The 18,783-nt window shown below is 62.9% G+C and carries 32 protein-coding genes; 6 read left to right on the top strand and 26 right to left on the bottom strand.

Annotated features, from left to right (window positions below):
• Positions 1-193 precede the first annotated feature (193 nt).
• The 21 genes from AC3WG5_RS12085 to AC3WG5_RS11985 form a co-directional block, all read right to left on the bottom strand.
• A complete protein-coding gene (locus tag AC3WG5_RS12085; protein WP_492568870.1) occupies positions 194-1,336 on the bottom strand; it encodes a tyrosine-type recombinase/integrase in 1,143 nt (380 codons plus the stop codon).
• Complete coding sequence (locus tag AC3WG5_RS12080) at positions 1,293-1,577, bottom strand: excisionase (RefSeq protein ID WP_492568869.1); 285 nt, start codon at positions 1,575-1,577, stop codon at positions 1,293-1,295. The genes AC3WG5_RS12085 and AC3WG5_RS12080 overlap by 44 nt, the downstream gene beginning before the upstream one ends.
• Complete coding sequence (locus AC3WG5_RS12075) at positions 1,574-2,251, bottom strand: hypothetical protein (protein ID WP_492568868.1); 678 nt, start codon at positions 2,249-2,251, stop codon at positions 1,574-1,576. The genes AC3WG5_RS12080 and AC3WG5_RS12075 overlap by 4 nt, the downstream gene beginning before the upstream one ends.
• Positions 2,248-2,418, bottom strand: a complete 171-nt coding sequence (locus AC3WG5_RS12070; protein WP_492568867.1) for a hypothetical protein — start codon at positions 2,416-2,418, stop codon at positions 2,248-2,250. Before AC3WG5_RS12070 ends, AC3WG5_RS12075 begins: the two co-directional genes overlap by 4 nt.
• Positions 2,415-2,675 carry a hypothetical protein gene (locus tag AC3WG5_RS12065; protein ID WP_492568866.1) on the bottom strand — a complete coding sequence of 87 codons (261 nt, stop codon included), beginning with the start codon at positions 2,673-2,675 and terminating at the stop codon, positions 2,415-2,417. The genes AC3WG5_RS12070 and AC3WG5_RS12065 overlap by 4 nt, the downstream gene beginning before the upstream one ends.
• A complete protein-coding gene (locus AC3WG5_RS12060; RefSeq protein WP_492568865.1) occupies positions 2,672-4,261 on the bottom strand; it encodes a DNA cytosine methyltransferase in 1,590 nt (529 codons plus the stop codon). Before AC3WG5_RS12060 ends, AC3WG5_RS12065 begins: the two co-directional genes overlap by 4 nt.
• On the bottom strand, positions 4,258-5,328 hold the full coding sequence (locus tag AC3WG5_RS12055) for an RNA-directed DNA polymerase (RefSeq protein WP_492568864.1): 1,071 nt from the start codon (positions 5,326-5,328) through the stop codon (positions 4,258-4,260). The genes AC3WG5_RS12060 and AC3WG5_RS12055 overlap by 4 nt, the downstream gene beginning before the upstream one ends.
• 7 nt (positions 5,329-5,335) lie before the next feature.
• Positions 5,336-5,617 carry a hypothetical protein gene (locus tag AC3WG5_RS12050; protein ID WP_492568863.1) on the bottom strand — a complete coding sequence of 94 codons (282 nt, stop codon included), beginning with the start codon at positions 5,615-5,617 and terminating at the stop codon, positions 5,336-5,338.
• A 27-nt stretch (positions 5,618-5,644) separates the two neighbouring features.
• On the bottom strand, positions 5,645-6,001 hold the full coding sequence (locus tag AC3WG5_RS12045; RefSeq protein WP_492568862.1) for a four helix bundle protein: 357 nt from the start codon (positions 5,999-6,001) through the stop codon (positions 5,645-5,647).
• Positions 6,002-6,054: 53 nt separating this feature from the next.
• Positions 6,055-6,663 (bottom strand): Lcl C-terminal domain-containing protein, encoded by a 609-nt coding sequence (locus tag AC3WG5_RS12040; protein ID WP_492568861.1) that lies wholly within the window; start codon positions 6,661-6,663, stop codon positions 6,055-6,057.
• A gap of 59 nt (positions 6,664-6,722) precedes the next feature.
• Complete coding sequence (locus tag AC3WG5_RS12035) at positions 6,723-7,328, bottom strand: Lcl C-terminal domain-containing protein (protein ID WP_492568860.1); 606 nt, start codon at positions 7,326-7,328, stop codon at positions 6,723-6,725.
• 114 nt (positions 7,329-7,442) lie between these two features.
• Positions 7,443-7,892 (bottom strand): hypothetical protein, encoded by a 450-nt coding sequence (locus AC3WG5_RS12030; RefSeq protein WP_492568859.1) that lies wholly within the window; start codon positions 7,890-7,892, stop codon positions 7,443-7,445.
• A 13-nt stretch (positions 7,893-7,905) separates the two neighbouring features.
• Positions 7,906-8,520 carry a 3'-5' exonuclease gene (locus AC3WG5_RS12025; RefSeq protein ID WP_492568858.1) on the bottom strand — a complete coding sequence of 205 codons (615 nt, stop codon included), beginning with the start codon at positions 8,518-8,520 and terminating at the stop codon, positions 7,906-7,908.
• Between the two features lie 8 nt (positions 8,521-8,528).
• Positions 8,529-8,744 (bottom strand): DUF7706 family protein, encoded by a 216-nt coding sequence (locus AC3WG5_RS12020; RefSeq protein ID WP_008952275.1) that lies wholly within the window; start codon positions 8,742-8,744, stop codon positions 8,529-8,531.
• On the bottom strand, positions 8,741-9,403 hold the full coding sequence (locus AC3WG5_RS12015; RefSeq protein WP_492568857.1) for a hypothetical protein: 663 nt from the start codon (positions 9,401-9,403) through the stop codon (positions 8,741-8,743). The genes AC3WG5_RS12020 and AC3WG5_RS12015 overlap by 4 nt, the downstream gene beginning before the upstream one ends.
• Positions 9,400-9,567, bottom strand: a complete 168-nt coding sequence (locus tag AC3WG5_RS12010) for a hypothetical protein (RefSeq protein WP_492568856.1) — start codon at positions 9,565-9,567, stop codon at positions 9,400-9,402. Before AC3WG5_RS12010 ends, AC3WG5_RS12015 begins: the two co-directional genes overlap by 4 nt.
• Positions 9,567-9,773 carry a hypothetical protein gene (locus AC3WG5_RS12005; RefSeq protein ID WP_492568855.1) on the bottom strand — a complete coding sequence of 69 codons (207 nt, stop codon included), beginning with the start codon at positions 9,771-9,773 and terminating at the stop codon, positions 9,567-9,569. The genes AC3WG5_RS12010 and AC3WG5_RS12005 overlap by 1 nt, the downstream gene beginning before the upstream one ends.
• Before the next feature lie 31 nt (positions 9,774-9,804).
• Positions 9,805-10,131, bottom strand: coding sequence for a hypothetical protein (locus AC3WG5_RS12000; RefSeq protein ID WP_492568854.1), 327 nt, complete (start codon positions 10,129-10,131; stop codon positions 9,805-9,807).
• A gap of 47 nt (positions 10,132-10,178) precedes the next feature.
• Positions 10,179-10,466 (bottom strand): hypothetical protein, encoded by a 288-nt coding sequence (locus AC3WG5_RS11995; protein WP_492568853.1) that lies wholly within the window; start codon positions 10,464-10,466, stop codon positions 10,179-10,181.
• 14 nt (positions 10,467-10,480) lie between these two features.
• Positions 10,481-11,236 (bottom strand): P-loop NTPase family protein, encoded by a 756-nt coding sequence (locus tag AC3WG5_RS11990; RefSeq protein WP_492568852.1) that lies wholly within the window; start codon positions 11,234-11,236, stop codon positions 10,481-10,483.
• Positions 11,237-11,249: 13 nt separating this feature from the next.
• Positions 11,250-11,612 (bottom strand): hypothetical protein, encoded by a 363-nt coding sequence (locus AC3WG5_RS11985; RefSeq protein WP_492568851.1) that lies wholly within the window; start codon positions 11,610-11,612, stop codon positions 11,250-11,252.
• On the opposite strand from AC3WG5_RS11985, the gene AC3WG5_RS11980 reads away from it, so the two are divergent.
• A complete protein-coding gene (locus tag AC3WG5_RS11980; RefSeq protein WP_492568850.1) occupies positions 11,611-11,883 on the top strand; it encodes a hypothetical protein in 273 nt (90 codons plus the stop codon). The genes AC3WG5_RS11985 and AC3WG5_RS11980 overlap by 2 nt on opposite strands.
• A gap of 85 nt (positions 11,884-11,968) precedes the next feature.
• On the opposite strand, the gene AC3WG5_RS11975 is transcribed toward AC3WG5_RS11980, so the two are convergent.
• Entirely contained in the window at positions 11,969-12,250 is a 282-nt protein-coding gene (locus AC3WG5_RS11975; RefSeq protein WP_492568849.1) for a hypothetical protein, read from the bottom strand.
• Positions 12,251-12,944: 694 nt separating this feature from the next.
• Between AC3WG5_RS11975 and AC3WG5_RS11970 the strand changes: the two genes are divergently transcribed.
• Positions 12,945-13,343, top strand: coding sequence for a hypothetical protein (locus tag AC3WG5_RS11970; RefSeq protein ID WP_492568848.1), 399 nt, complete (start codon positions 12,945-12,947; stop codon positions 13,341-13,343).
• 157 nt (positions 13,344-13,500) lie between these two features.
• Here the strand turns inward: AC3WG5_RS11970 and AC3WG5_RS11965 are convergent, their stop codons facing one another.
• The 4 genes from AC3WG5_RS11965 to AC3WG5_RS11950 form a co-directional block, all read right to left on the bottom strand.
• Positions 13,501-14,052, bottom strand: coding sequence for a hypothetical protein (locus AC3WG5_RS11965; protein ID WP_492568847.1), 552 nt, complete (start codon positions 14,050-14,052; stop codon positions 13,501-13,503).
• Entirely contained in the window at positions 14,049-14,741 is a 693-nt protein-coding gene (locus AC3WG5_RS11960; protein ID WP_492568846.1) for a hypothetical protein, read from the bottom strand. The genes AC3WG5_RS11965 and AC3WG5_RS11960 overlap by 4 nt, the downstream gene beginning before the upstream one ends.
• Positions 14,742-14,821: 80 nt before the next feature.
• The gene (locus AC3WG5_RS11955) at positions 14,822-15,157 is read right to left on the bottom strand and encodes a hypothetical protein (protein WP_492568845.1); all 336 of its coding nucleotides are present in this window, start codon (positions 15,155-15,157) and stop codon (positions 14,822-14,824) included.
• Between the two features lie 112 nt (positions 15,158-15,269).
• Positions 15,270-15,842 (bottom strand): helix-turn-helix domain-containing protein, encoded by a 573-nt coding sequence (locus AC3WG5_RS11950; protein ID WP_492568844.1) that lies wholly within the window; start codon positions 15,840-15,842, stop codon positions 15,270-15,272.
• 365 nt (positions 15,843-16,207) lie between these two features.
• Here AC3WG5_RS11950 and AC3WG5_RS11945 point away from each other — a divergent pair, with 365 nt between their 5' ends.
• The 4 genes from AC3WG5_RS11945 (at position 16,208) to AC3WG5_RS11930 (ending at position 18,696) form a co-directional block, all read left to right on the top strand.
• The gene (locus tag AC3WG5_RS11945; RefSeq protein ID WP_492568843.1) at positions 16,208-16,663 is read left to right on the top strand and encodes a phage regulatory CII family protein; all 456 of its coding nucleotides are present in this window, start codon (positions 16,208-16,210) and stop codon (positions 16,661-16,663) included.
• Between the two features lie 140 nt (positions 16,664-16,803).
• The gene (locus AC3WG5_RS11940; RefSeq protein WP_014086250.1) at positions 16,804-17,028 is read left to right on the top strand and encodes a hypothetical protein; all 225 of its coding nucleotides are present in this window, start codon (positions 16,804-16,806) and stop codon (positions 17,026-17,028) included.
• Positions 17,028-17,954: a hypothetical protein gene (locus tag AC3WG5_RS11935; protein ID WP_492568842.1), complete on the top strand. Its 927-nt coding sequence runs from the start codon at positions 17,028-17,030 to the stop codon at positions 17,952-17,954. The genes AC3WG5_RS11940 and AC3WG5_RS11935 overlap by 1 nt, the downstream gene beginning before the upstream one ends.
• The gene (locus AC3WG5_RS11930; protein ID WP_492568841.1) at positions 17,938-18,696 is read left to right on the top strand and encodes an ATP-binding protein; all 759 of its coding nucleotides are present in this window, start codon (positions 17,938-17,940) and stop codon (positions 18,694-18,696) included. The genes AC3WG5_RS11935 and AC3WG5_RS11930 overlap by 17 nt, the downstream gene beginning before the upstream one ends.
• The last annotated feature ends 87 nt before the right edge of the window (positions 18,697-18,783 follow it).

Below are 18,783 nucleotides of genomic sequence, written 5' to 3'. Positions count from 1 at the left end.
AGGTTTCGACCTACAACATCCGTATACCCGCATCAGCCTGAGAGCCTTACCCGGTGCGGCTTTGCGGATTTCTTCCCGAATTAATCCCGATATTTTCCCGAAAAATGCCTGTCGCTACGGTGTGTCCTGGCGGATTTTCATGAAGCCAGAAACGCAAAAACCCCGCCGTGGCGGGGTTGGTCGAGGGGGTGTTTCAGGCGGTTTGCCGGGCTTCTTCGCGTTCCTCTTGAGGCCGTGCCGGCAGGGCAACGGTAACCCATTCTGAGCCACGCTTGTCCAGGTAGAGGGCCGTCGTGTTGGCGTTCCTATGGCCGAGCAGCTGCTGGGCGAATTTCTCTCCGTAGGCTTCCTCGTACAGCCGTCCGGACAGCGACCGGATTTCGTGGAAGGTGGGTGGGTTCTCCTGGCCGCCTACCTGGGCGGCGTCGCGCGCGTCGGCAAAGGCGCGGGTCAGCAGCTCGGGGCGTAGTCGCTGGCCGGGGCGAACGCGGTGGGCAAACTGCCGGGCATGGAGGAGTGTGTCGGGGTTCTTGACGCCGCTGTCCAGGCATTCGGCGATGACCTCGCCCAGAGACTGCGGCAGGGCTGCGAGTTTCAGGTCGAGAGGTAAGCGTAGGCGCATGCCGGTTTTCTCCTGGATGATGCACAGGTAGCCGTCCTGAATATCGGCGGGAGTCATGTTGGCCAAGTCTTCGCGGCGCTGGCCAGTGAGCAGCGCCAGCTTGAAGGCGCTGTGAGCCCACTTGCGGCGCTCGTCCTTTTCGGCTTCCGCCAGAATGGCGTTGAATCCGTCAAGGCGCAGCCGCTCGCGCTTGGTTTTGAGGCCGTGCACCTTGGTGGCGTCGGCCGGGTTGGCGTTGGTCCAGCCGGCGGCCATGGCTTCGCGGAAGTAGTCGGTGAGGCGGCTGCGTACCATGCTGGCCATGCGTTCTTTGCAGGCGTCGGTCCACGTCTTGAGCAGGTCGGCTACGTCCAGCACGGTGATCTGTTCAAGCGGGCGGATGCCCCATTTCTTCATGGCTGCGCGCAGTTGATCCTTGGCGGCGGTGATGCTCTTTGGCTTGATGCCGCGCTTGTCCAGGATGAGCATATAGCGTTCGTACCAGTCCAGGCAGGTGCGGTCGGCGGCGCCGGTGAGGCGGTCGACCAGCCGGTGAGGGCTGTATTGACCGCTCACCAGCAGGTTGGCCTCGATCGCTTGGGCGATGGCGTTTTTCTTATCGGTGCCTAGCCCGTATTCCTTGCCGTCGCGCGGGTCGCGCCAGGCGTAGTAGCCTTTGCGTTGGTAGAGGTTAGGGGGTAGCCCTCTGTTTATGGCGGTGCGACGTCGGCCCATTATTGTTCTCCATGATGCGGCGGATCAGCGGCGCGCGCGCCAGCTGGTCCGGGGTTGGCCGGGTGGGTTCGAGGAGGCCGATTTCAACATATCTCGCGGTTTCGTCAACCAGCCACTTGCGGCCGATCTTTTGCGGGGCGGGGAAGATGTGGCCGTCCCGAGCCCAGCGGCGCAGCGTTGCCATGCAAGGGATGTGCTTGCCGTACTGGTTGGCGGCCCATTCGTCTAGTGAAAGCTTCATGCCTCAATCCTCCGAAACTCGACCACCCACACCCAGGGATTCGCCTCCCACCCCTCGGCGCCATAGATCGGCTCCCACACACCGCGGCGGAACGTCGCAACGGGCAGCGTCTCCCCGGGCGGGTTGGTCGACGGCACGCCAGCCGCCGATTCGTTGAGGCCAATCCCTTCGGCGATCGCATCGGCATCGCTGATGTCTTGCAGGCGCTCCACGCGCACGCTGACGATTTCCAGCAGGATGCGGCTGGCCCAGCGCGGCATGTCACGCGGTGCGCGCATCTCGCCTTTGACGTTGCCGTGGAAGGCGCCGCACCGTCGCACCGCGCCGTCCGCCTCGTAGCGCACCGGCCACGCCGAAAACTCGCCAGAGGGCTGGCCGTCCAGGCTGTCATCGGTCTGCCAGGCCTCCCGCACCCACAGACGGTCGCTTGGCTGGCCGTAGGGGCAGTAAACCTCCATGTCCAGGTACGCGCCGCCGCCAACAGCTTCAGCGCTGAACTTTGCTGGTGCGGGACTTCCATCGCGTGGAATGCGGAATCCATCAAAACAGATATCGCCCTGGTAGTAGTCGTCGGCGAATGGCTGCGGCTTCACAACCCGCCGCGTCTGCGTTTTCTGGCCGGCGAGGATGGCGCGCACCATCGGTGCATTAAATGGAATCGGACTCTCTTTCATGCGGCACCGCCTTTCTTGTCGCGCAGCCCGGCAGTTGCGTACTGGTACAGCTTATTTGCCTGCCGCTTCGCCTCGTTCGCTGCGTACTGGCAGCCCTGGCCCTTGCGTCGGCCGCAGTAGCCGCCGCAGGTGCGGCATTTCGGCTTCGTCTTCTTTGTGGTCATCATGCTTTCTCCAGTAGATCCATGCGTGTGGCCAACTGCTCCAGTGTGCCGCCCTTGGCCAGCCACTCCTGTACCCGGCCTGGGCGCTGTCCACGTCCGGCCCAAACCATCACATCGTCCTGGCTGCTACCCATGACGTAGAACACCTGTCGCATGCCACGCAGATGATTGGACACAAGCCGGTGCTTCACGTCTGGCGACAGCAGTGCAGCTGCTTGCTGCCCGGTGGCGGTAAGGCAAAGCTCGATCTGGTTGCTCACGCCGCCACCCTCCTCGTCTTGATCTCATTCATGTTCCACGCGCACAGCTCGGGAAAGTTCGCCCGGGCCAGCGCGGCCGGGATCACCGGGCTGACGCTGTTGCCGCACATGCGCACCTGGGCGGATTTCGCCAGGCGTTTGCCGCGGTAGTTGATGGCGGTGCGGTAGCTGGGCGGGAAGCCTTGCGCGGCGTAGAGCTCGTGTGGCTCGAGCATGCGCATGCCAATGTCGGCGATGGCGTAGGTCTCGCCGTCAATTCGGACGGTAACGAGGCCCATGCGATCGGTGGCGGTGATCGTGTGCATGGGCTCCTGCAAGCTGACGCCGCCCATCTCATTGCCGTAATACTTCACCAGAAACGCCCGCACCTCGCCGAAGTGCTGGCCGCCGGCTGCGATGGTGTCGATCGGTGCGTCGAGCGGCTGTCCGTCCGAGTGGTGGCGCAGTTTCACCAAGTGCGATGTCACCAGAGCGTGGTGGTCTGTCGCAGTGATGGTGTGCAGTGGCTCGTCCATACCGATGCCTGCCCCTGCTCCGTTCCCGTCGTAGTGTTTCACCAATAAGGCCGCTACCAGCGCGAAGTGACCTCCTTTGACCTCGGCGCACAGGGTGCGCAACGGCTCGTCGGCACTGAAGTTGCGCTGGTGCGAAGCATTGGCGTGCTCGGTGATGAACGGGGCGACGATGGTCGTTCCGGCCGGTGCGATGAACGGTTTCTCGGCTTCCAGCACGTAGCGCACGATGCCGCGCGCGATGCGCCGCAGGGTGGCATCGGCCAGCGGCCTAGTGCGACCGAAGATGCTGGTGCACGGAATGGAGAAGTCGATGCACTCCGCCGCGGTACGGTACGGCTTCAGCTTGCGCTTCTTGACCAGTTCCGATGACGGGTCGCCGTGGGTCGGCGCCGTCCATACGATAGGACGGCGGTCGTTGCGGGCGATCAGGAACAGCCGCTTGCGGGTAGTCGGGGCGCCGTAGTCGCAAGCGCGCAGCTCTCGCCATTCGGCGTCGTAGCCCATTCGGCGCAGTGAGGCGATGAACTGGCGGAAGTGTTTGCCCTTACGTCGCGGGCACGGCACCAGGTGCTGCTCCTGCACGGGCACGCGCTCACCTAGCGCCGCCACGGTGCCGTCCAGCTTCACGACGCGCCCGGTGTTCTTGCAGCGCTTGGCAATCAACGGGCCCCAGTCCTGGAACTCCTCGACATTTTCGAGCATGAGCCCGCGCATCTTGGTGGTGCCGGCCCACTTCACGCCCACCCATGCCAGCCCGCGAATCTTCTTCTCGCGGGGCTTGCCGCCCTTGGCCTTGCTGTGGTGCTTGCAGTCCGGCGACAGCCAGCCCAGCCCAACGGGACGGCCGCGTGTGGCCGCGCGCGGGTCGATGGCGAACACGTCTTCGATGTAGTGCTCGGTCTGAGGGTGGTTCGCCGCGTGCAGGGCGATCGCTTCCGGGTCGTGGTTGATGGCGATGTCAACGTGTCGGCCAAGGCCAAGCTCGAGCCCGGTGCTGGCGCCGCCGCCGCCCGCGAAGTTGTCGACGATGATCTCGTCGGTGGTGAGCAGGGAGAATTGGTCGCGGATCATTTGCGCCTCCGGTATGTTTTGGTGAAGTTCCCGTTCACGGTCATCCCGCGCCGTCGCAGTACGTTGGCGAGCCGAGCCCGGTCGTGGTGGCTGTGGGTGGCTTGGGTGAGCAGGCCGAAGTAGCTGTTGGCCGTTTCGAACAGGCCGGTCGGGTCGATGTGTGCCGCCCGGCGCAGCGCCTGGCGGTAGGTTTTCCGGCGGGTGGTGCGGTGCCATGGCTTGATGGCCTGGCCGACGAAGTCGATGCCACGTGCCACGGGCTGCAGGATGGTCTTGCTCGGGTTGAGCCGGACATGCAGCCGGGCGGGCAGGAAGGCCTCGATCAGGTCGTGTGCGGCCGTCAGCCACTGCGGCGATTCGTGCAGCAGCAGGAAATCGTCGACGTAGCGGATGTAGTGCCGCGCGCGCAGCTGGTGCTTAGCGTACTGGTCGAGCGCGTTGAGGTAGACGTTGGCAAAAAACTGGCTCGACAGGTTGCCGATCGGCAGGCCGAGGTGTGCCGGCTGTTCGGCCAGGCGTTTATGCGGCGGCACGCGGGCGACCAGCGCAGGCGGGCTGCGCAGTTCAAAGTTGCTGCGCGGGTCGTGGAACAGAATCTGCTCGGCCAGCTCCAGCCACCACGGCTCGCCGATCTTGGCGGCCAGCTGCTCGCGCAGCACGCGCTTGTCGATGCTGACGAAGAAGTTGGCCAGGTCGCACTTGAGGTAGTGCGCCGGCCGGCTCCAGTTCCGCGTCACGCTGCGCACCTTCGCTTCCAGCCGCTCGGCCGCGTACAGCGTTCCGCGCCCCGGGATGCAGGCGCAACTGTCGGCGATGAAGGCGGCGTGGAAGCGCGGGGCGATGTGGTTGTACAGAAGGTGGTGCACGATCCGGTCGCGGAAGTCTGCCGCCCACACTTCCCGCGGCTTGGGCCGCGTCACCACAAAGCAGATGCTGCGCCCGGGCTGGTAGCTGCCGCTGGCCAGCTCGTCGTAGAGCTGGCAGAGGTTGCGTTCCAGGTTCTGCTCGAACTGCAGGGCGTTGTGACTGTTGCGTTTTGACTGGCGGCAGTCAAAGTAGGCTGCCACCAGTTCCTCAAAAGAAAAGCCAGCATGACCCTCGCCGGTTGAATCTGCGGACGGCTCGCGCACGGTTCTGGTTGTCCTTGTGGTCGTTGTTCTGGTTGCCATCGTCGAAGTTCTGGTTCCAGGCGTTGTTGGGCGAGTACTGCGTCGGTTCGTGCTTTACACGTCGCCCCGCCGAAGGCATGCCGATCAGCGGGGAAACTGCGCCAGACCTGCCCGGCGAATCGCTGCCGGCGGTATCCCTAGAGCGCATGGCGGTGGCCTGGTGGGCCAGCGGCACGACCAGATTCAAATCGCACGGGCCTGACCGCCGTGACGGTCAGGCAGCAGGCGCGGCTGCGGATTTCTTGCGCCACCCGTTGGCTTGCTTCCCGATCTGATCCGTCAGCGCGATGGCCTTGGCGTACTGGCCGCGGCTGATCAGCCGCATGTCGGTACATACGCGAAGGGTGAGTTCCACCACTTGCAGGCGCTCGAGCAGAGCGGTCAGATGCGGCACCTTGTTGGTCTCGCAGTTGGCGCGGTAGATCAGCAGCACCAGGTCAACGCATTCCTTGCGGAGCTCGTTGCCCAAAGTGCCTTTGAAATCCCGCGACATGTTGCGAGTCATTTCGGTGACCAGGGTCAGCAGGTCGTAGGTGACTTTGTAGATCGGCAGGGTTGTGTGTAGGGCCATGCTGGAAAAAATCGCGCGAGTGCGGGCTGCGCCCGCACTGAATGGTTAAAGGACTAAAGGGCTAAGACTCTGCGGACGGCTCGCGCACGGCCCTGGTAGCCCTTGTGGCCGTAGCCCTGGGTGCCACCGCCGAAGGGCTGGCCCCAGGCGAGGTCGGGCGAGTACTGCGTCGACGACCAGTAATAGCCATCGGCAAACAGCTCCGGCACGTTGACCCAGCACAGGCGCAGTTCCCGGCGCGCCGGCAGGTAGAAGTCGTTGTGGCCGTCGATGACCAGGCCGGCCGCCCATTCGGCGGCGGGGTGCTCGACGTCCGATTCCACCAGTGCCCGGGTATTCGCGAGGCCGTCACGCTCGTGGGTGGCGTCCGGCTCGTCCTGCTCGTAGCCGCCCCAGGCGATTTCCTCGACGTAGGCGGCCGGGTCGGTCGGAACGATCAGGTGCCAGTCCGGCTGGCCATCCTCGCCGCGCATAATGCCGGCGTAGATGCCGCCTTCGCCGGGCCAGAACTTGCCGATGGCGGGCGGCTGCGAGGTGGAGATCAGCTCCGCAGTCAGAGCGATGGGGGCCGGTGCTGAGAGGCGGTCGAGCAGGGCGTCGACCACGGTTTGGCGAGGGGCGGTGAGGGTGATGCCGGCATGCTGCAGAACGATTTCTTCCATGGTGCTCTCCGAAATTTTGGCGCGACCGGGCGCTACGCGCCCGGTAAATGGGTGAAGGGTTAAATGACTAAGGCTCTGCGGACGGCTCGCGCACGGAGCTGGCTGTCCTTGCGGGCGCCGTACTGGCAGCCAACGTCGAAGTCCTGGTACCAGGCGCCGTAGGGCGAGCACTGCGTCGACGACCAGTGCCAGCGAGCATCAAAGGCTTCGGCGCCGCCCTCGCGGAAGTTCTCCGCCGCAGTCTGTGTTGGGCTGTCCTCGGTGTACGGATAACCCACCGGTACGCTGCTGGCGTTATCGCCATCGCGGAAGCTGCAGTCGTTCTCGTCATCGGTCGGTTTGAGGTGGCGGTAGCACAGCTCCAGTTCGTCGCGGCTGGGGATGTACCAGTCGTCAAAACCACCAATGTGCAGTCCCAGCGCCAGCTGGGCGAGCTCGCTACCTGCCTCGGCCATGGCGAGGGTGTTGGCGCGGCCGTCGTTGTAGCTGCGGGCGCCGGGAATGTCCTTGCCGTACTCGCCCCACTGGCCGGTGAGGGTGCCGGCGAGTTTCGGGGCGACGATCAGGGCGTATTGCTGGCCGTCGACCAGGATGCGGCCGGCGTAGAAGCCGCCACCAAGTGCGGCGCCGGTGGCTGGAAGTTGGTTGCAGGTGATGCTGTTCATTTGGTTCTCCTGATAATGGAAATGGTCAGGCCACCGCGTGGGTGGCCTGTTGATCTTGTGGCGCTGGTTGGCGCCGTGGTGTGATGTGGAAGTCTTCGCCGTAGTCCTGATAGCTCACGGCGCGCCCTCCATGGTGGCGAATGCCGAGCTGTGGCCGCCGGGCAGGTAGTTGCCGCCGAAGCTGCTGCCCTTGGGGTGTCGTGCGGGGATGATGCGGCCCGGCAGTCGTTGCAGCGTCGCGGGCACGCCGGCTCGGTTGGCGCGTTGCTCTTGCTGCAGGGTGGCGGCTGATTGCTTGTGCTCCAGTGCGGCGGCTCGCGCTGCGTTGTCGACCAGTTCGGCCAAAACCTTGTTGGTGGCCTCGGCGCCCTTGGCGCGCTTGCAGCGGCAGCTGGTGGATTTGCAGCCGGTGATGCCGTCTTTGCGCCGGGTAAAGATGGCGCCGCAGATGCATCGGGCTTTCCAGTATTCGCGCTTGTCGCCGCTGGGGTCGGTGGCGATGTGCTCCAGGCTGATGGCAGTAACGCTGCCGAATGTCTGCCCGGTGATGTCCAGGTGTTTCATGGTTGCTCCAGCTCTACGCAGGGATTGTTGAATCGCTGGCATGGGCGGCGTGGCGTTGTCTTGTCATCCGATGCAGCAAGGCCGCTAGCACGTCTGCCTCGTGCTCTGCATCGTGCAGGGCGTGGTGTTTGATCTTGTCCAGCGGGAAGCTGGGTAGCTGGGTGTCGGGGTGCAGATCCAGCACCAGGCCTCGGAGACTACGCAGGCAGCGATTTCGCCAGTACGGCCAGCGCAGGCCGTACTGGGTGAAGGCGTGCTGTAGCTGGGCGTTGTCGAAGTCGCTGCCGTTGCCCCAGATTGGATACGGGTTGAGCTGTAGCCATGCTTGCAGGGAGTGCATGGCGAGCCCGAGGGATAGGCGCGGGTTGAGGCGTTTCCCTATGCCGCTGAATGCGTGGATGACGGCTCCTGCCGAGGTGTTGTTGCTCATCCACCACGCAAACGTTGCGTCTGATTCCGTGCGGTCTGGCTGGGCTTCCGCTCTGTAGTCGATGCGACGATACCAGCGTGACAGCACGGTTGCCTTGCCGTTTTCAATCTCCACTGCCACGGCGCCAATGGTGAGCAGTACGGCGCTGGGCGTGGTGTCCAGGGTTTCATTGTCGATGACGATCTGGCGAGTTTTCATGCTATCTCCTAGCGCGGGGCGTAGCCGGCATCGGCGAGGGCTGCCTGTACGCGCTCGATGCCGTGCAGCATCTGGTAGGCGCGTTCTTTGCGAATGTCCGGCGGCAAGTGGGGCTCGGTCAGGTCGTAGGCGTCCCGGTAGCAGATGCGCTTGCAGAACTGGGCGAACTGGTATGCCGCGTCTTCGCTGATTTCCACTGGCAAGGTGATGGTTTGCTGGCTCATGCTCTTGCCTCCTTCTCTTGGGTGGCAAGGGCGGCGCGGTCCTCGCGCTCAATCTCGGCCAGCATCAAGGCTGTGGCTTTAATCCAATTGCGCCGCGGGTCTGCGCTCGGCTTCCACCACGATGCGTTCCACGGCCAAGTTGGCGGTGGGTTGCCAATTGGGTATGCCAACGTGTGCATGGCATAGCTGCCTGCAGCAGCAGCTAGGGTGTACTGGCCGTACTGGTCGTCATGCTCCGGCGTCCACCCCTCGGCCTCTACCTGGCGGAGGCGCTCTGCCAGTACATCGTGCCAAGCAGCCAGCGTCACCTCATTCGCCCACTGCTGCGCCTTCGCTTTTCTGGCAGCGGCACGATAGCCAGCGCGGAAGCCAGCAAAAGCACTGTCTGTATAGCTGTCCGCGTAGTGCGAAAACGCGCCGTTTATCACAATTTCCTGCCGCGTGAAGTTGTAGGGCTTCGTCTTCTTGAAGGCGTTCTCGAACAGTTCGCACAGCTCCCCGTCGGTCAGCTGTTTAGGCTGCAGTGCCTGCGCTGCATGGGCTGCGGTGATGGCGGTGCGGACTTTTGCCACATACTCGCTCGGCAGTAGGTCGATCATGTCCGGTGCAAGAATGCTGTTTGCTACTTCTAGTAGCTGCTGTAGTGCCTGTGTGCTCATGCTCTTGCCTCCTTCTCGATGCGCCGGTTCTCGATCTCGCGTCGAGCGGCGGCTTTGCGTTTGTCTTGGGGGCTGGATCGCGGCAAGGGTTTGCCGCCCAGCTCGTTGGCGCGCAGCTCGGCGCGCATCGCGATGTAGTCGCGCTGGGGGTAGAAACGGGCCATCAGACGGTGCGCTCCGGGTACATCACCGGGGTGGCCAGCAGGTGGCTGTTGGTGAACTTCGGGTTGTGCAGGTGGGCGATGCCCAGGCGGTGGAAGTCCGCCGCGGTCTCCATGCTGCTGGGGAAAATCACCAGGCTGCCTGTCTGTGCGGCACGGCGCATGGCGGCGCGCTGTTTGATGAGGTCGATCAGGTTCGCGGTGCGCATGATGGGCTCCGTTTCAGTGGTCGCGGACGGGTTAGGCTGTGCGCTTGGCGAACCAAGCGAAGGGGCCGTCGTCGGTATCGTTGATGGCAATCAGGAACCAATCGCCATCTGGCGCTTTGGGGTTCCAGTCGCTTACGTTGGGGTCGCCCTGTTCGAAGTAGCGCTGATAGGCCGGATGTTCTACGTCCTCGCTATCCAGCGAGACTGCGATTGTTACGATCTGCTGTTGCCGTCTGTATGCCCCCCATGCTTCGTGGCCGCCCTCTTCGAAGAACACGGGCAAGTCGGGGTGGGTCCAGAAGCCGTCGTTGTCGCGGCAGGGTTGGGTGGGCTGTAGCAGTTTTGTTGCCTGGGGCATGACGGGCTCCGTTTCTGTGGCCGTGTGGCCGCGTGATCTGGTGGTGGTTAGCGGCTGATGCGCTGTTCGTGGCCGTCGTAGACGATGAAGAGATTCACGTCGGCAAGGCGGTACTGCCCGCCGGGCCCGCCCTGGACGATGTACTCGCCATGGCCGGGTCCGCCGATGACGTAGACGGGGAAAAGCTGGTTCGGCTCGGTCTGGCCGTAATACTTGCTGCAGCGTTTGATCTTGGCGTAGAGCTGTTGGCCTTTGGTGGTCATGGCCTCGCGTTCCCGCTCGTATTGCTCGACTGCTGCCCGGCCTTCTGCCGTGTTCATGTCAAAGAGTTGCATGGTTTTCTCCTCGGCTATGCGGCGACGCTCTCGCGTTGCACAGTCAGATTCAGCGCGGCCAGCTGCATGCTGTAGTACGTCCACACGCGCTTGAGGCGGTGGCGGGCGACGGCGGTGTAGTCGGGGTGCTGGATGGCCTGTTGATAGGTCAGGCCGTCGCGGCGCATTTCGCTGATGTCCTGGCCGAAGGTGTTCGGGTCGGTGCGCATCATGTCCACGATGCCGGCGAAGCGGTGGCGGTTGTCGCGGTAGAGGGCGCTGTCCTCGATGCCGCGCCCCTGGTATTCCACCGGGCCGAAGAACGGGTTGCACCAGGCGACCACGTCGGCGTCCGGCAGATCGTCGAGGATGGCGGCGAGGCCGTTGGCGGTTTCCACGAAATCCAGCCCGCCGATCAGTGGCACATGGATCACGGTGCGAATGCCTTCGGCGGTGAGCAGGCCAAGCGCGTCGCTTTCCACCAGGTAGGCTTTCAGCGGCACGAACACGGCGGCGCCGGTGTCGATGACGGTATCGCCGTCGTGGTCGAGGATGTGGCCGATCATGGTGTCGAACTGGCGGCTGTCGATCTGCTGGTGATCGTTGAGCAGCTCCAGCCCCTGCACGCCCAGCGCGGTGATGCGCGAGAAGGTGCGGTTGACCGGGTCGGTGTCGATGCATTGCACTGGGCGCGGGGCGTTGGCGGCGAGATGCTGGGCGACCAGCGCAGTGATGCCGCTCTTGAAGCAGCCGCCTTTGCCTTGCAGGGTGATGTGAGCGGTTCGTTGCATGGTGTTCTCCTGGTTACCAGTTGAGGGGTTTGTCTCGCTGCTGGCGGAAGTCGCCGCGCGGTGCTGTTGGTTTGGGTGCTGCCGGTGCCGGCGTGGCGGCGGGCGGTGCGGGGGTTTGGCTTGCTTCACGGGCTGGGCCTTTCTGGCGCTTGCGCTCGCGGCAGAGTGCGTTGCGGAACTCGCTTTCGGTCATCTGCAGGCCGGCACTGGCCAGCGCGTCGATGATCTGGCCGTGCCGCACGCCGTCCCTGATGCGCTGTTCGATGTCGGGCAGCAGGGCGCGAAACTGTTCGATCTTGGTGGTGGGTTTGGTCGGGGCGGCCAGCGCCAGCAGCGCGGTTTTGGCCTGCTGCTGGGCCGCGTTGCTGTGGGGCATGGTGTTTTCTCTAGAGTGCGTTTTCGAAGAAACGGACGCCGTATTGATTGGTGCCAAGGAAGTGATTTACGTTGCTGGCCGGTTGCCATGCGGGTATATCGTCGGTGCGGCTTTTGAGGCGAGCTTTGTGGCCGGCGCCGTCAAAGTAGGTGTAATCGACTTCTTCTTGCTTTCCGTTGATGACTACACGGTCGCCGCACTGGAGCCTGGTCATTTGCATGTTGTCCTCGCTTTGTTATGTGCTGCTAATCGTTTGCTAATGCCTTGCTAATGCACTGCTAATTAGCGAGGCATGCCAAGAAAAGCGGCACGGGGTTGCCGTGCCGCGGGGTGATGCAATGTGCTGAGAGCTGTTGTCACGATGTGATGAATGAATCCACGCCAGCAGAAATTGCATCTTCTGCAGTGGCGGCGTTGAGCCCGTCAAAGGCAATATCGCGCTGCTCATCGGCGCCAAATTTGAAGATCATTTCGGCTGACGCGAAGCCAAATCGATTGTCCAGGTGATTGATGTTTGCTTCGAACTGGATGGACGGCGCTTCGCTCTCTTCCTCCGTGCGCTTGGTTGCCAGAATTTGGCCGAAGCGCTCGCTCTCGAAAATCTTTGCCCACTGCTTGGGGTCTTGTTGGTCGGGCATGTTTGCTCCTGTGGTTGCGGCCCGGTGGCCGGTTTGTCACTCGCCTGCGTCCTGATGCCAGGGCGCCTATGGCTACTTCGCGATCTTGATGGCGGCGGTGGTCATGCTGGCAAGCAGCCGGCCGATGGCGGCGAGTGTGTCGAATAGGGTTTTCATGGGGCGCTCCTGGGTTGAGGGAGGTGGCGACGCGGTTTCCCGCGCCGCCTACCGGTAACGCCATCCGGCTGCCTTCTGGGATTCCTTTCGGAACAGGCTCGACGCGACGCCATGACCTGCGTCCGGTAGCGGGCTGTTGCCAACCGGCTACCAGTCGGCCGCTGGTATATCCGCCAGCGGCGGCGGTTCTTCCATGCCTACGAGGCCGTGCTTGCTGCTTGCACGGACGCCTAGCGTCGTCGTCGCGCGTTTGGCTAATGGCCATCGACACGGGTTCGCTCTTACAGTCCTGCGGCTACTTCCGTGCCGCGCATGGGCGCCGACATGGTGTGGTGGTGACCCGGTCGGTGCGGACCGGGTGACGCTTTCGTGGGTTGTTAAGGAGCAATGAACCGTTTATGGATTGCATAATTACCGAATATGGATCGTTAGTCAAGATTGTCAATCCGTTTTCGGATTGATTGTGTTGCAGAAATGGTTCGGATGGTGCGATATGATTCGCCCGTAATAACTATGCGAGGTGGGTATGAGTGGTGTGATGATGCTCGTGTTTTGGGTGGCGTTCTCTGTCGGCGTGGGGTTGTTGGCGGGAAGTCGTGGTCGAAGCGTGTTTGGGTTTTTTTTGCTGTCGCTGATTACGTCGCCGCTACTTGGTCTGATCGTGGTGCTGGTTATTGCCGACAAGAGGAAAGAGGCTGAGTTGCGCGAGAAGGAGCAGTCTGAGCGCTTGACGGCGCAGGAGGCGCACGAGGAAACCATCCGCGCTATCATGGCGGCTGGGCAGTCGCAGAGGGGTGGGCAGGAGTCATTGGAAGGGAAAAACCCTGCGGTGTCAGTGGCTGATGAGCTGGAGAAGCTGGTGAGGCTCCGAGACTCCGGTGCAATCACCGAGGGGGAATTTATTCGGCTGAAGCTAGAGGTGCTGCGGGGCGCGTAATGTGGCCGGCAGTGTTTTTGTATGTCACGAGATTGCGTGAGGCCGAATCTGATTCCAAATCCTGCCGTTTGGGCCGGCTTACATTAAGGCAATCTTAATAACGTAGTTTTACGCATGCCCAAAATGGCATTCTTTTGGCATAATGCGTGGATGGTTTCTACTGCTCCTTCTGATCTTCTGCGCCGGTTTGTGCCGGTGCCTGTGCCCGGGCGGCCTTCCGCTCGCGGCTGCTCGGGGCCGGTGAGATCGGCCCCGCCTCGGGGGTGTTCACGCCCTCGATAGACGACCGTTCAGCGACTGCGCTGGGCGGTTTTTTTTTGAGCAGCAGCCCGCGCGCCGGTCCGTGACGCCACAGCCGATCGAGCATTTCGGCCTGGGTGTTGCCGTTGACGATAGGGATCGGTTCGGCGTGGATGCCGGCCGGCAGGTCGGCGCCGGCGGCCAGCGCGGCGCTGGTGGCGTCGATGAGGCGGCCGAGGTGGTGCGCCACCGCTTTCCCCCATAGCTCGGCGGCGACGGCGAGTTCGGTGTCGGTGATCAGCTGCCGGTAGGTGATGCCGGACACGGTCATGCTGATGCCGATGTTGATCGATTCGCCAGTGGGGGCTGTCCAGTGCAGCCATTGCCCGGTGCCGGTGAGTGCGGGGCGGCGGGCTGGTCCGGTGTGCAGCGCCTCCAGCAGCTTGGTGGCTATGCGATGGTTTTTCATATCCGTGTCGTCATCCAGTCTGGCCCGGCGCGTTCCTGCAGGAAGCGCAGCGCGGCCTCGATGTCTTTCTTCTTGATCAGATGTTGCCACCAATGCTGAATATGCGGCCATGCCGCGGCGAGGATGTTGCCGTGACGTCCGGCTGATTCGTGTGCAGCCTGGCGTTGTTGCGGTGTGGGCAATCCGCTCCAGGCAATATGTAGTGCCTTGTTGTAAAAGCGGGTGTGAATGTTAGCGAGCAGGTCTTTGGCCGTCCAGCGATCGCCGCCGAGGATGTCGGCATGGTCGATGGCGGCGAAAGAGGCGATGTCGGTGGCGATGAGGTTGCCGGCATTGCCATCGATGGCCCACAGCCACTCGTGCAGGGCGATCGCGGCCGCGGTGCCGTGCCAGGCAGACAGATCCTGCTGCCAGCTCCAGGCGTGGGCGGCCGATATTGGAGTGCCGTGGATGTGTTCGGTGGCCCAGCAGGGGCGTAGCCGCTCCGGGTCGTCACCCCAGTTGGCGGCAGGGAAGAGGGCGTTCAACTCGGCCACGGTGAGGATGATGATCCAGGCGCGTGGCGCGGTGTCGATGCCGGCGGCGTGGTGGATAAGGTGGCCAGCTACCTCGTTGGCGAGCGCCTTGCTGGTGGAGGGGAATGCTTTGATGTGTGCGTGAACTTCATTGTCATGTTCGTCGAGTATCAAACATGCTCTTTGGTAGCTGGCTGTGCGGGTTGGGGGTGCGGGCAGTGGGTTGAGCAGGTGGCCGGGTGCCAGCAGTGAGATCACGGTCGGGGAGGCGTGAGTGCGGTTAACAGTGCCGCGAGTATATCCGCCACGCGGGGGTCTGGCGAGGTGCTGAGATAGCTGCATGCTGCGGTAATCAGGGGATGGTCTGGCAGGTTGTCGGTGTGGTGGGTGGATAGCCAGCCGCTGGGCAGCCCGAGGGTGTTCTCGATGTGCCGTGTCATTTTCTCGCCCAGACGGGTGCCATGGGGGAAGGCGAGATAGCGGCTGATTTGTGACGGGTCGCGTTCGATGGCGTGTGCCAACGCCACCACGCCGCCGTAGCGGGTGGTGAGTTGCTGCAGGTTGCGTTGGCGAACTAGGTGCACGTCCATGGCCTGATTCTGTCCGCGCCGCGTTGGCGTGGGAATGTGCTGCGATGTCAAATGAGGTCATCGGCAGGTCATGGCGTTTGATTTGATGCATCTGGCGTAAGCCAGCGGGATGTTATTTGGCGGTGTGGCTGCCTTTGCCGTGGGCGGCCATAAGGCTGGCAGCTTGTTCGTCCGGGGTGGTGTCTTGCGCTTCTACATCTTTCGGTGGGCCGATCTGCAGGCTGCGGAAGAGTTGTTCGAAGCTGCTGATGGTTGCTGGTGGAAGACTGCCGCGGTGGAAGGCGTCACTGGCACTCTGGATCATGTGTTCAAACTCGGCCAAATCTGCCGACGGAGTATAGGCTGCCGGCTTCTCGTTGACGTCACATGCATTCTTTGGTCCGAACAAATCTTCGCTGAGTATTTGGCTCACGGTGAGTCCAAAGCGATCCGCAATGGCTTCCACGGTCTCTATGCTGGCCGCTGAGTCCTGGTTGAGCACGCGTGCAATAGTGCCCAAGCCAAGGCCGGTGGCGGCTGCTAGTTTTTGGTTCGATTTGTAGCGCGAGCTGCTTGCCATGAGCGCCGATAGGTTTTCGGCAAGCACTTTTCTGATGGGCTTATCCATATACGGATTATTGCCTGAGTTGCCAACCGTTTGCGGATGGGTTAACCTATCCATATTCGGTTCAGCAATGGCAATCATGGCATATCCTCTTCTCTCTGCTGTTCTTGAGCGACTTGATTCGTCGCGCGGCCATTGGCCAGACGTGGCGAAGGGTAGCTGCGTCCCGGTATCCACTGTTCGCAAGATTGCTCAGCGCGTAGTTACTGACCCGGGCGTCAAGACCGTTGAAGCGCTCGCTGCCTATTTCCAGATTTCGTACATGAATCAACCCGCCAGCCTCACCCCTGATGCTGGCGGGTCATCTGCTTCCCCTTCAGCCGCACTCCCCTGAGCGGCTGTGGTTTTGGCTCCGGTGCTGCCCGGAGCGTTTTTTATCGTGCTGCGCTGCCAACGATAGATGCTGCGTGGCGTTATTTCTACGGTCGTTTTTTTGGGAGCTGACCATGTCTACCGTTCTCGATGCCGCGCATTCTGTTGTTCACGATTATCCGGGCGGCGCGGAGGCCCTGGCTGTCCGGCTGGAGATGGCGGCGTCGACGCTTCGCAGCCAGGTGAACCCGAATACGTCGACGCACGTGTTCGGCCTGAAATCGGCCGTTCGCGCCTCTCAGCTGACGGGCGATCCGCGCATCCTGTTCGCCTTCGCCAGCGAGTGCGGCTATGTGTGCATGCCGGCGGATGGCATCGAGCTGGAGGTGTCGCCGTTGATGGCTGTGAGCCAGTTGATGGCGGCGCACGGCGATGTGGGCGAGGTGGTGCACGAGGCGCTGTCCGATGGGCGGATTTCTGCGTTGGAGCAGGACAAGATCGAGGATGCCATCGCGGCCAATATCCAGCGCCTACATGCTCTTCAGAACGCGGTGCGCGCTGCGCGCCGCAAGGGTGGTCGCTGTGACTGATGATGCCTCCCGCGAGCTTTACCGGCTGTGCTGGAAGGTTGGGCGGGCGCATCCGGATGACAAGCCGAGGCTGCGGCGTCGGCATATCAATCTGCTGAAGCAGTTGTTGGATAGCAAGATCGGCCGAAAGGGGTTGGACGATGGTGACGTGGCAGGAGGTGAGCGGCCACGTGCCGAGTGATGCGCTGTATCTGGCGCAGTTGGCCCGGCGTGGCTGGTTGGCATGGAAAGAGCGCGAGGAGGCACGGCTGAGGCGGTGCCATGGTGATGAGTATATGAAGGCCGTGGGGCTGGCGCTGAAGGCGCACGGGTTTGACCTGGTGCCGTTTGTGCGGCCGATGCGGAGGAATTGGGAAGGGCGGTAATGCGGATTTTGTTGAGCGAGGAGGAGCAGAGGATGCTGGATGAGGCGAGCCCTCATGCCGAGCGGCTGTTCCGGCAGATGCGGGGCAGTATGGACCTGCGAACGCGGATTGCTGGCCGTGGCGCGGGCAAGATGAGCCGCGCCGTGCTGGCGATCCACTGTCAGTATGTGCCCCCGCGTGGCAGTCATAACGCGCCGTGGAAGCCAACGCTGCGCCAGATCGATGTGCTGATCGATGAGCTGGAGCGCATTGGGCTGGTGAGGCGCTGTGCCACCCCTCAGGAGGTGAAAAAGCTGGTGGTGTTTTTCCCTGCTGCGGATACGCCTGAACAGGTGCGCCCTCGTGAGGAGCGTGACATGAACGTGACAGATGAGCGTGACATGAACGTGAGTGCTGAAATCCTTGTTGATAAAGGGTTTCCGGGTGCGCCCGGTAGCAATGAACGTGACATGAGCGAGCGTGACGAACGCGACATATCACATAGTCAGATAAATACAGATAGAGATACCGTGCGCGAGGAAAATTCGACGGGAACCCCGAGTCTGGCAGTGCAGCTGTTGGTGGCGGCTCGCCAGTTGGGGGTCAACGTGGCGCATTCGGCCAACCCGGAGGTGCAGGAGTGGGTGTCGCTGGGTGTGTCTTTGCCGCTGTTGGCGCAGGGGGTGGCGAAGGCGCGGGGCTACATCACGGATGGTCGGGCTCTGCCGGCCAGGTATCTGACCAATGTGCTACGCGATCTGGTGCGCGAGCAGTCCGGTGTCGTTTCGGGGCAGAAGCCGGCCAAGCGGCCCCGGCTAGCCGCCGTGGGTGGTCGGCAGGTGCCGCCCTGGATGTCGATGCCGGATGCTGAGGCGCATCGTGCTGCGACAGGTCAGCCACCGGCGCGCGTGGCAAACGGGGAGGTGGATCATGACTGGATTGAGTAGTCTGCAGCGTTACCTGCCGACGATGGCTGCGGAACGCGGGTTGGTCGAGCTGGCGGGCTGTTGTGATCAGCATGGCCCGTTTACGGCGCTGGGCGTGCCGAGCTCGACGGCCCGCTGCCCGGCCTGCTGGATGGCCGAGGAGCGGTCTGCCGGCGAGGCGGAGCGGCGTGAACATATGCTGCGGCGCTCGGGCATTCCGCGCAAATACCGCGAGGCGCGGTTCCGCGATCTGCTGACGGTGTGCGAAGAGCAGGGGGCGGTGCTGTCGGCGGTGAAGGGCTGGGTGGGGCGATTGGGGCGCGGCGAGCGGGTCGAGAACCTGGTGATCCATGGCGGCCCGGGCACGGGCAAAACGCATATGGCGTGCTCGGCGATGCTGAACCTCATTCAGCGTTGCGGGTTGTTTGCCCGCTATGCGACGACATGCGAGATGGTCGATGAGATTGCGTCGTCATGGGGCGTGCCGGGGCGCTCGGAGTCGGGGGAACTGCTGCGCTTCGGCCAGTACGGGCTATTGGTGCTGGATGAGGTGGATGTGTTCGATAATCCTAATCCGGCGATGCGGCACCTGAACATGGTGATCAATCATCGCTACAACGAGGGGGTGCCGACGGTGTTCGTAACCAACCAGACGCCGGGCAGGCTGGGCGAGATTCTCGGGCAGCGGGCGGTGAGCCGGATGTTCGAGGATGCGCTGGTGCTTGCGTGTCCGTGGGAGGATTACCGCAAGCGAGTGGCGTAGCTGCCGGAAAATGACGCTGGCGTGGTAGAATCCTGCGCATGCGAGCCGTGCCCGTTAGAGGTTGGCCGCTGGGGAATTTTCCTGATC

Source organism: Pseudogulbenkiania sp. FW507-F1 (genome assembly GCF_058781125.1).
Note: the sequence above shows the minus strand (reverse complement) of the source record. Positions and strands in the feature narration are given on the sequence as shown.

What these genes read in the sequence shown, in the direction of transcription:
- AC3WG5_RS12075 (WP_492568868.1), bottom strand. Translation starts at nt 2,251, where the DNA reads ATGAAAGAGAGTCCGATTCCATTTAATGCACCGATGGTGCGCGCCATC.
- AC3WG5_RS12005 (WP_492568855.1), bottom strand. Translation starts at nt 9,773, where the DNA reads ATGCGCACCGCGAACCTGATCGACCTCATCAAACAGCGCGCCGCCATG.
- AC3WG5_RS12060 (WP_492568865.1), bottom strand. Translation starts at nt 4,261, where the DNA reads ATGATCCGCGACCAATTCTCCCTGCTCACCACCGACGAGATCATCGTC.
- AC3WG5_RS11955 (WP_492568845.1), bottom strand. Translation starts at nt 15,157, where the DNA reads ATGGACGTGCACCTAGTTCGCCAACGCAACCTGCAGCAACTCACCACC.
- AC3WG5_RS12045 (WP_492568862.1), bottom strand. Translation starts at nt 6,001, where the DNA reads ATGGCCCTACACACAACCCTGCCGATCTACAAAGTCACCTACGACCTG.
- AC3WG5_RS11985 (WP_492568851.1), bottom strand. Translation starts at nt 11,612, where the DNA reads ATGCCCCACAGCAACGCGGCCCAGCAGCAGGCCAAAACCGCGCTGCTG.
- AC3WG5_RS11950 (WP_492568844.1), bottom strand. Translation starts at nt 15,842, where the DNA reads ATGATTGCCATTGCTGAACCGAATATGGATAGGTTAACCCATCCGCAA.
- AC3WG5_RS12035 (WP_492568860.1), bottom strand. Translation starts at nt 7,328, where the DNA reads ATGAACAGCATCACCTGCAACCAACTTCCAGCCACCGGCGCCGCACTT.
- AC3WG5_RS12000 (WP_492568854.1), bottom strand. Translation starts at nt 10,131, where the DNA reads ATGCCCCAGGCAACAAAACTGCTACAGCCCACCCAACCCTGCCGCGAC.
- AC3WG5_RS12015 (WP_492568857.1), bottom strand. Translation starts at nt 9,403, where the DNA reads ATGAGCACACAGGCACTACAGCAGCTACTAGAAGTAGCAAACAGCATT.
- AC3WG5_RS12025 (WP_492568858.1), bottom strand. Translation starts at nt 8,520, where the DNA reads ATGAAAACTCGCCAGATCGTCATCGACAATGAAACCCTGGACACCACG.
- AC3WG5_RS12085 (WP_492568870.1), bottom strand. Translation starts at nt 1,336, where the DNA reads ATGGGCCGACGTCGCACCGCCATAAACAGAGGGCTACCCCCTAACCTC.
- AC3WG5_RS12070 (WP_492568867.1), bottom strand. Translation starts at nt 2,418, where the DNA reads ATGATGACCACAAAGAAGACGAAGCCGAAATGCCGCACCTGCGGCGGC.
- AC3WG5_RS12040 (WP_492568861.1), bottom strand. Translation starts at nt 6,663, where the DNA reads ATGGAAGAAATCGTTCTGCAGCATGCCGGCATCACCCTCACCGCCCCT.
- AC3WG5_RS11945 (WP_492568843.1), top strand. Translation starts at nt 16,208, where the DNA reads ATGTCTACCGTTCTCGATGCCGCGCATTCTGTTGTTCACGATTATCCG.
- AC3WG5_RS12030 (WP_492568859.1), bottom strand. Translation starts at nt 7,892, where the DNA reads ATGAAACACCTGGACATCACCGGGCAGACATTCGGCAGCGTTACTGCC.
- AC3WG5_RS11965 (WP_492568847.1), bottom strand. Translation starts at nt 14,052, where the DNA reads ATGAAAAACCATCGCATAGCCACCAAGCTGCTGGAGGCGCTGCACACC.
- AC3WG5_RS11990 (WP_492568852.1), bottom strand. Translation starts at nt 11,236, where the DNA reads ATGCAACGAACCGCTCACATCACCCTGCAAGGCAAAGGCGGCTGCTTC.
- AC3WG5_RS12020 (WP_008952275.1), bottom strand. Translation starts at nt 8,744, where the DNA reads ATGAGCCAGCAAACCATCACCTTGCCAGTGGAAATCAGCGAAGACGCG.
- AC3WG5_RS12010 (WP_492568856.1), bottom strand. Translation starts at nt 9,567, where the DNA reads ATGGCCCGTTTCTACCCCCAGCGCGACTACATCGCGATGCGCGCCGAG.
- AC3WG5_RS12080 (WP_492568869.1), bottom strand. Translation starts at nt 1,577, where the DNA reads ATGAAGCTTTCACTAGACGAATGGGCCGCCAACCAGTACGGCAAGCAC.
- AC3WG5_RS11975 (WP_492568849.1), bottom strand. Translation starts at nt 12,250, where the DNA reads ATGCCCGACCAACAAGACCCCAAGCAGTGGGCAAAGATTTTCGAGAGC.
- AC3WG5_RS11935 (WP_492568842.1), top strand. Translation starts at nt 17,028, where the DNA reads ATGCGGATTTTGTTGAGCGAGGAGGAGCAGAGGATGCTGGATGAGGCG.
- AC3WG5_RS11980 (WP_492568850.1), top strand. Translation starts at nt 11,611, where the DNA reads ATGGTGTTTTCTCTAGAGTGCGTTTTCGAAGAAACGGACGCCGTATTG.
- AC3WG5_RS11940 (WP_014086250.1), top strand. Translation starts at nt 16,804, where the DNA reads ATGGTGACGTGGCAGGAGGTGAGCGGCCACGTGCCGAGTGATGCGCTG.
- AC3WG5_RS11970 (WP_492568848.1), top strand. Translation starts at nt 12,945, where the DNA reads ATGATGCTCGTGTTTTGGGTGGCGTTCTCTGTCGGCGTGGGGTTGTTG.
- AC3WG5_RS11930 (WP_492568841.1), top strand. Translation starts at nt 17,938, where the DNA reads ATGACTGGATTGAGTAGTCTGCAGCGTTACCTGCCGACGATGGCTGCG.
- AC3WG5_RS11995 (WP_492568853.1), bottom strand. Translation starts at nt 10,466, where the DNA reads ATGCAACTCTTTGACATGAACACGGCAGAAGGCCGGGCAGCAGTCGAG.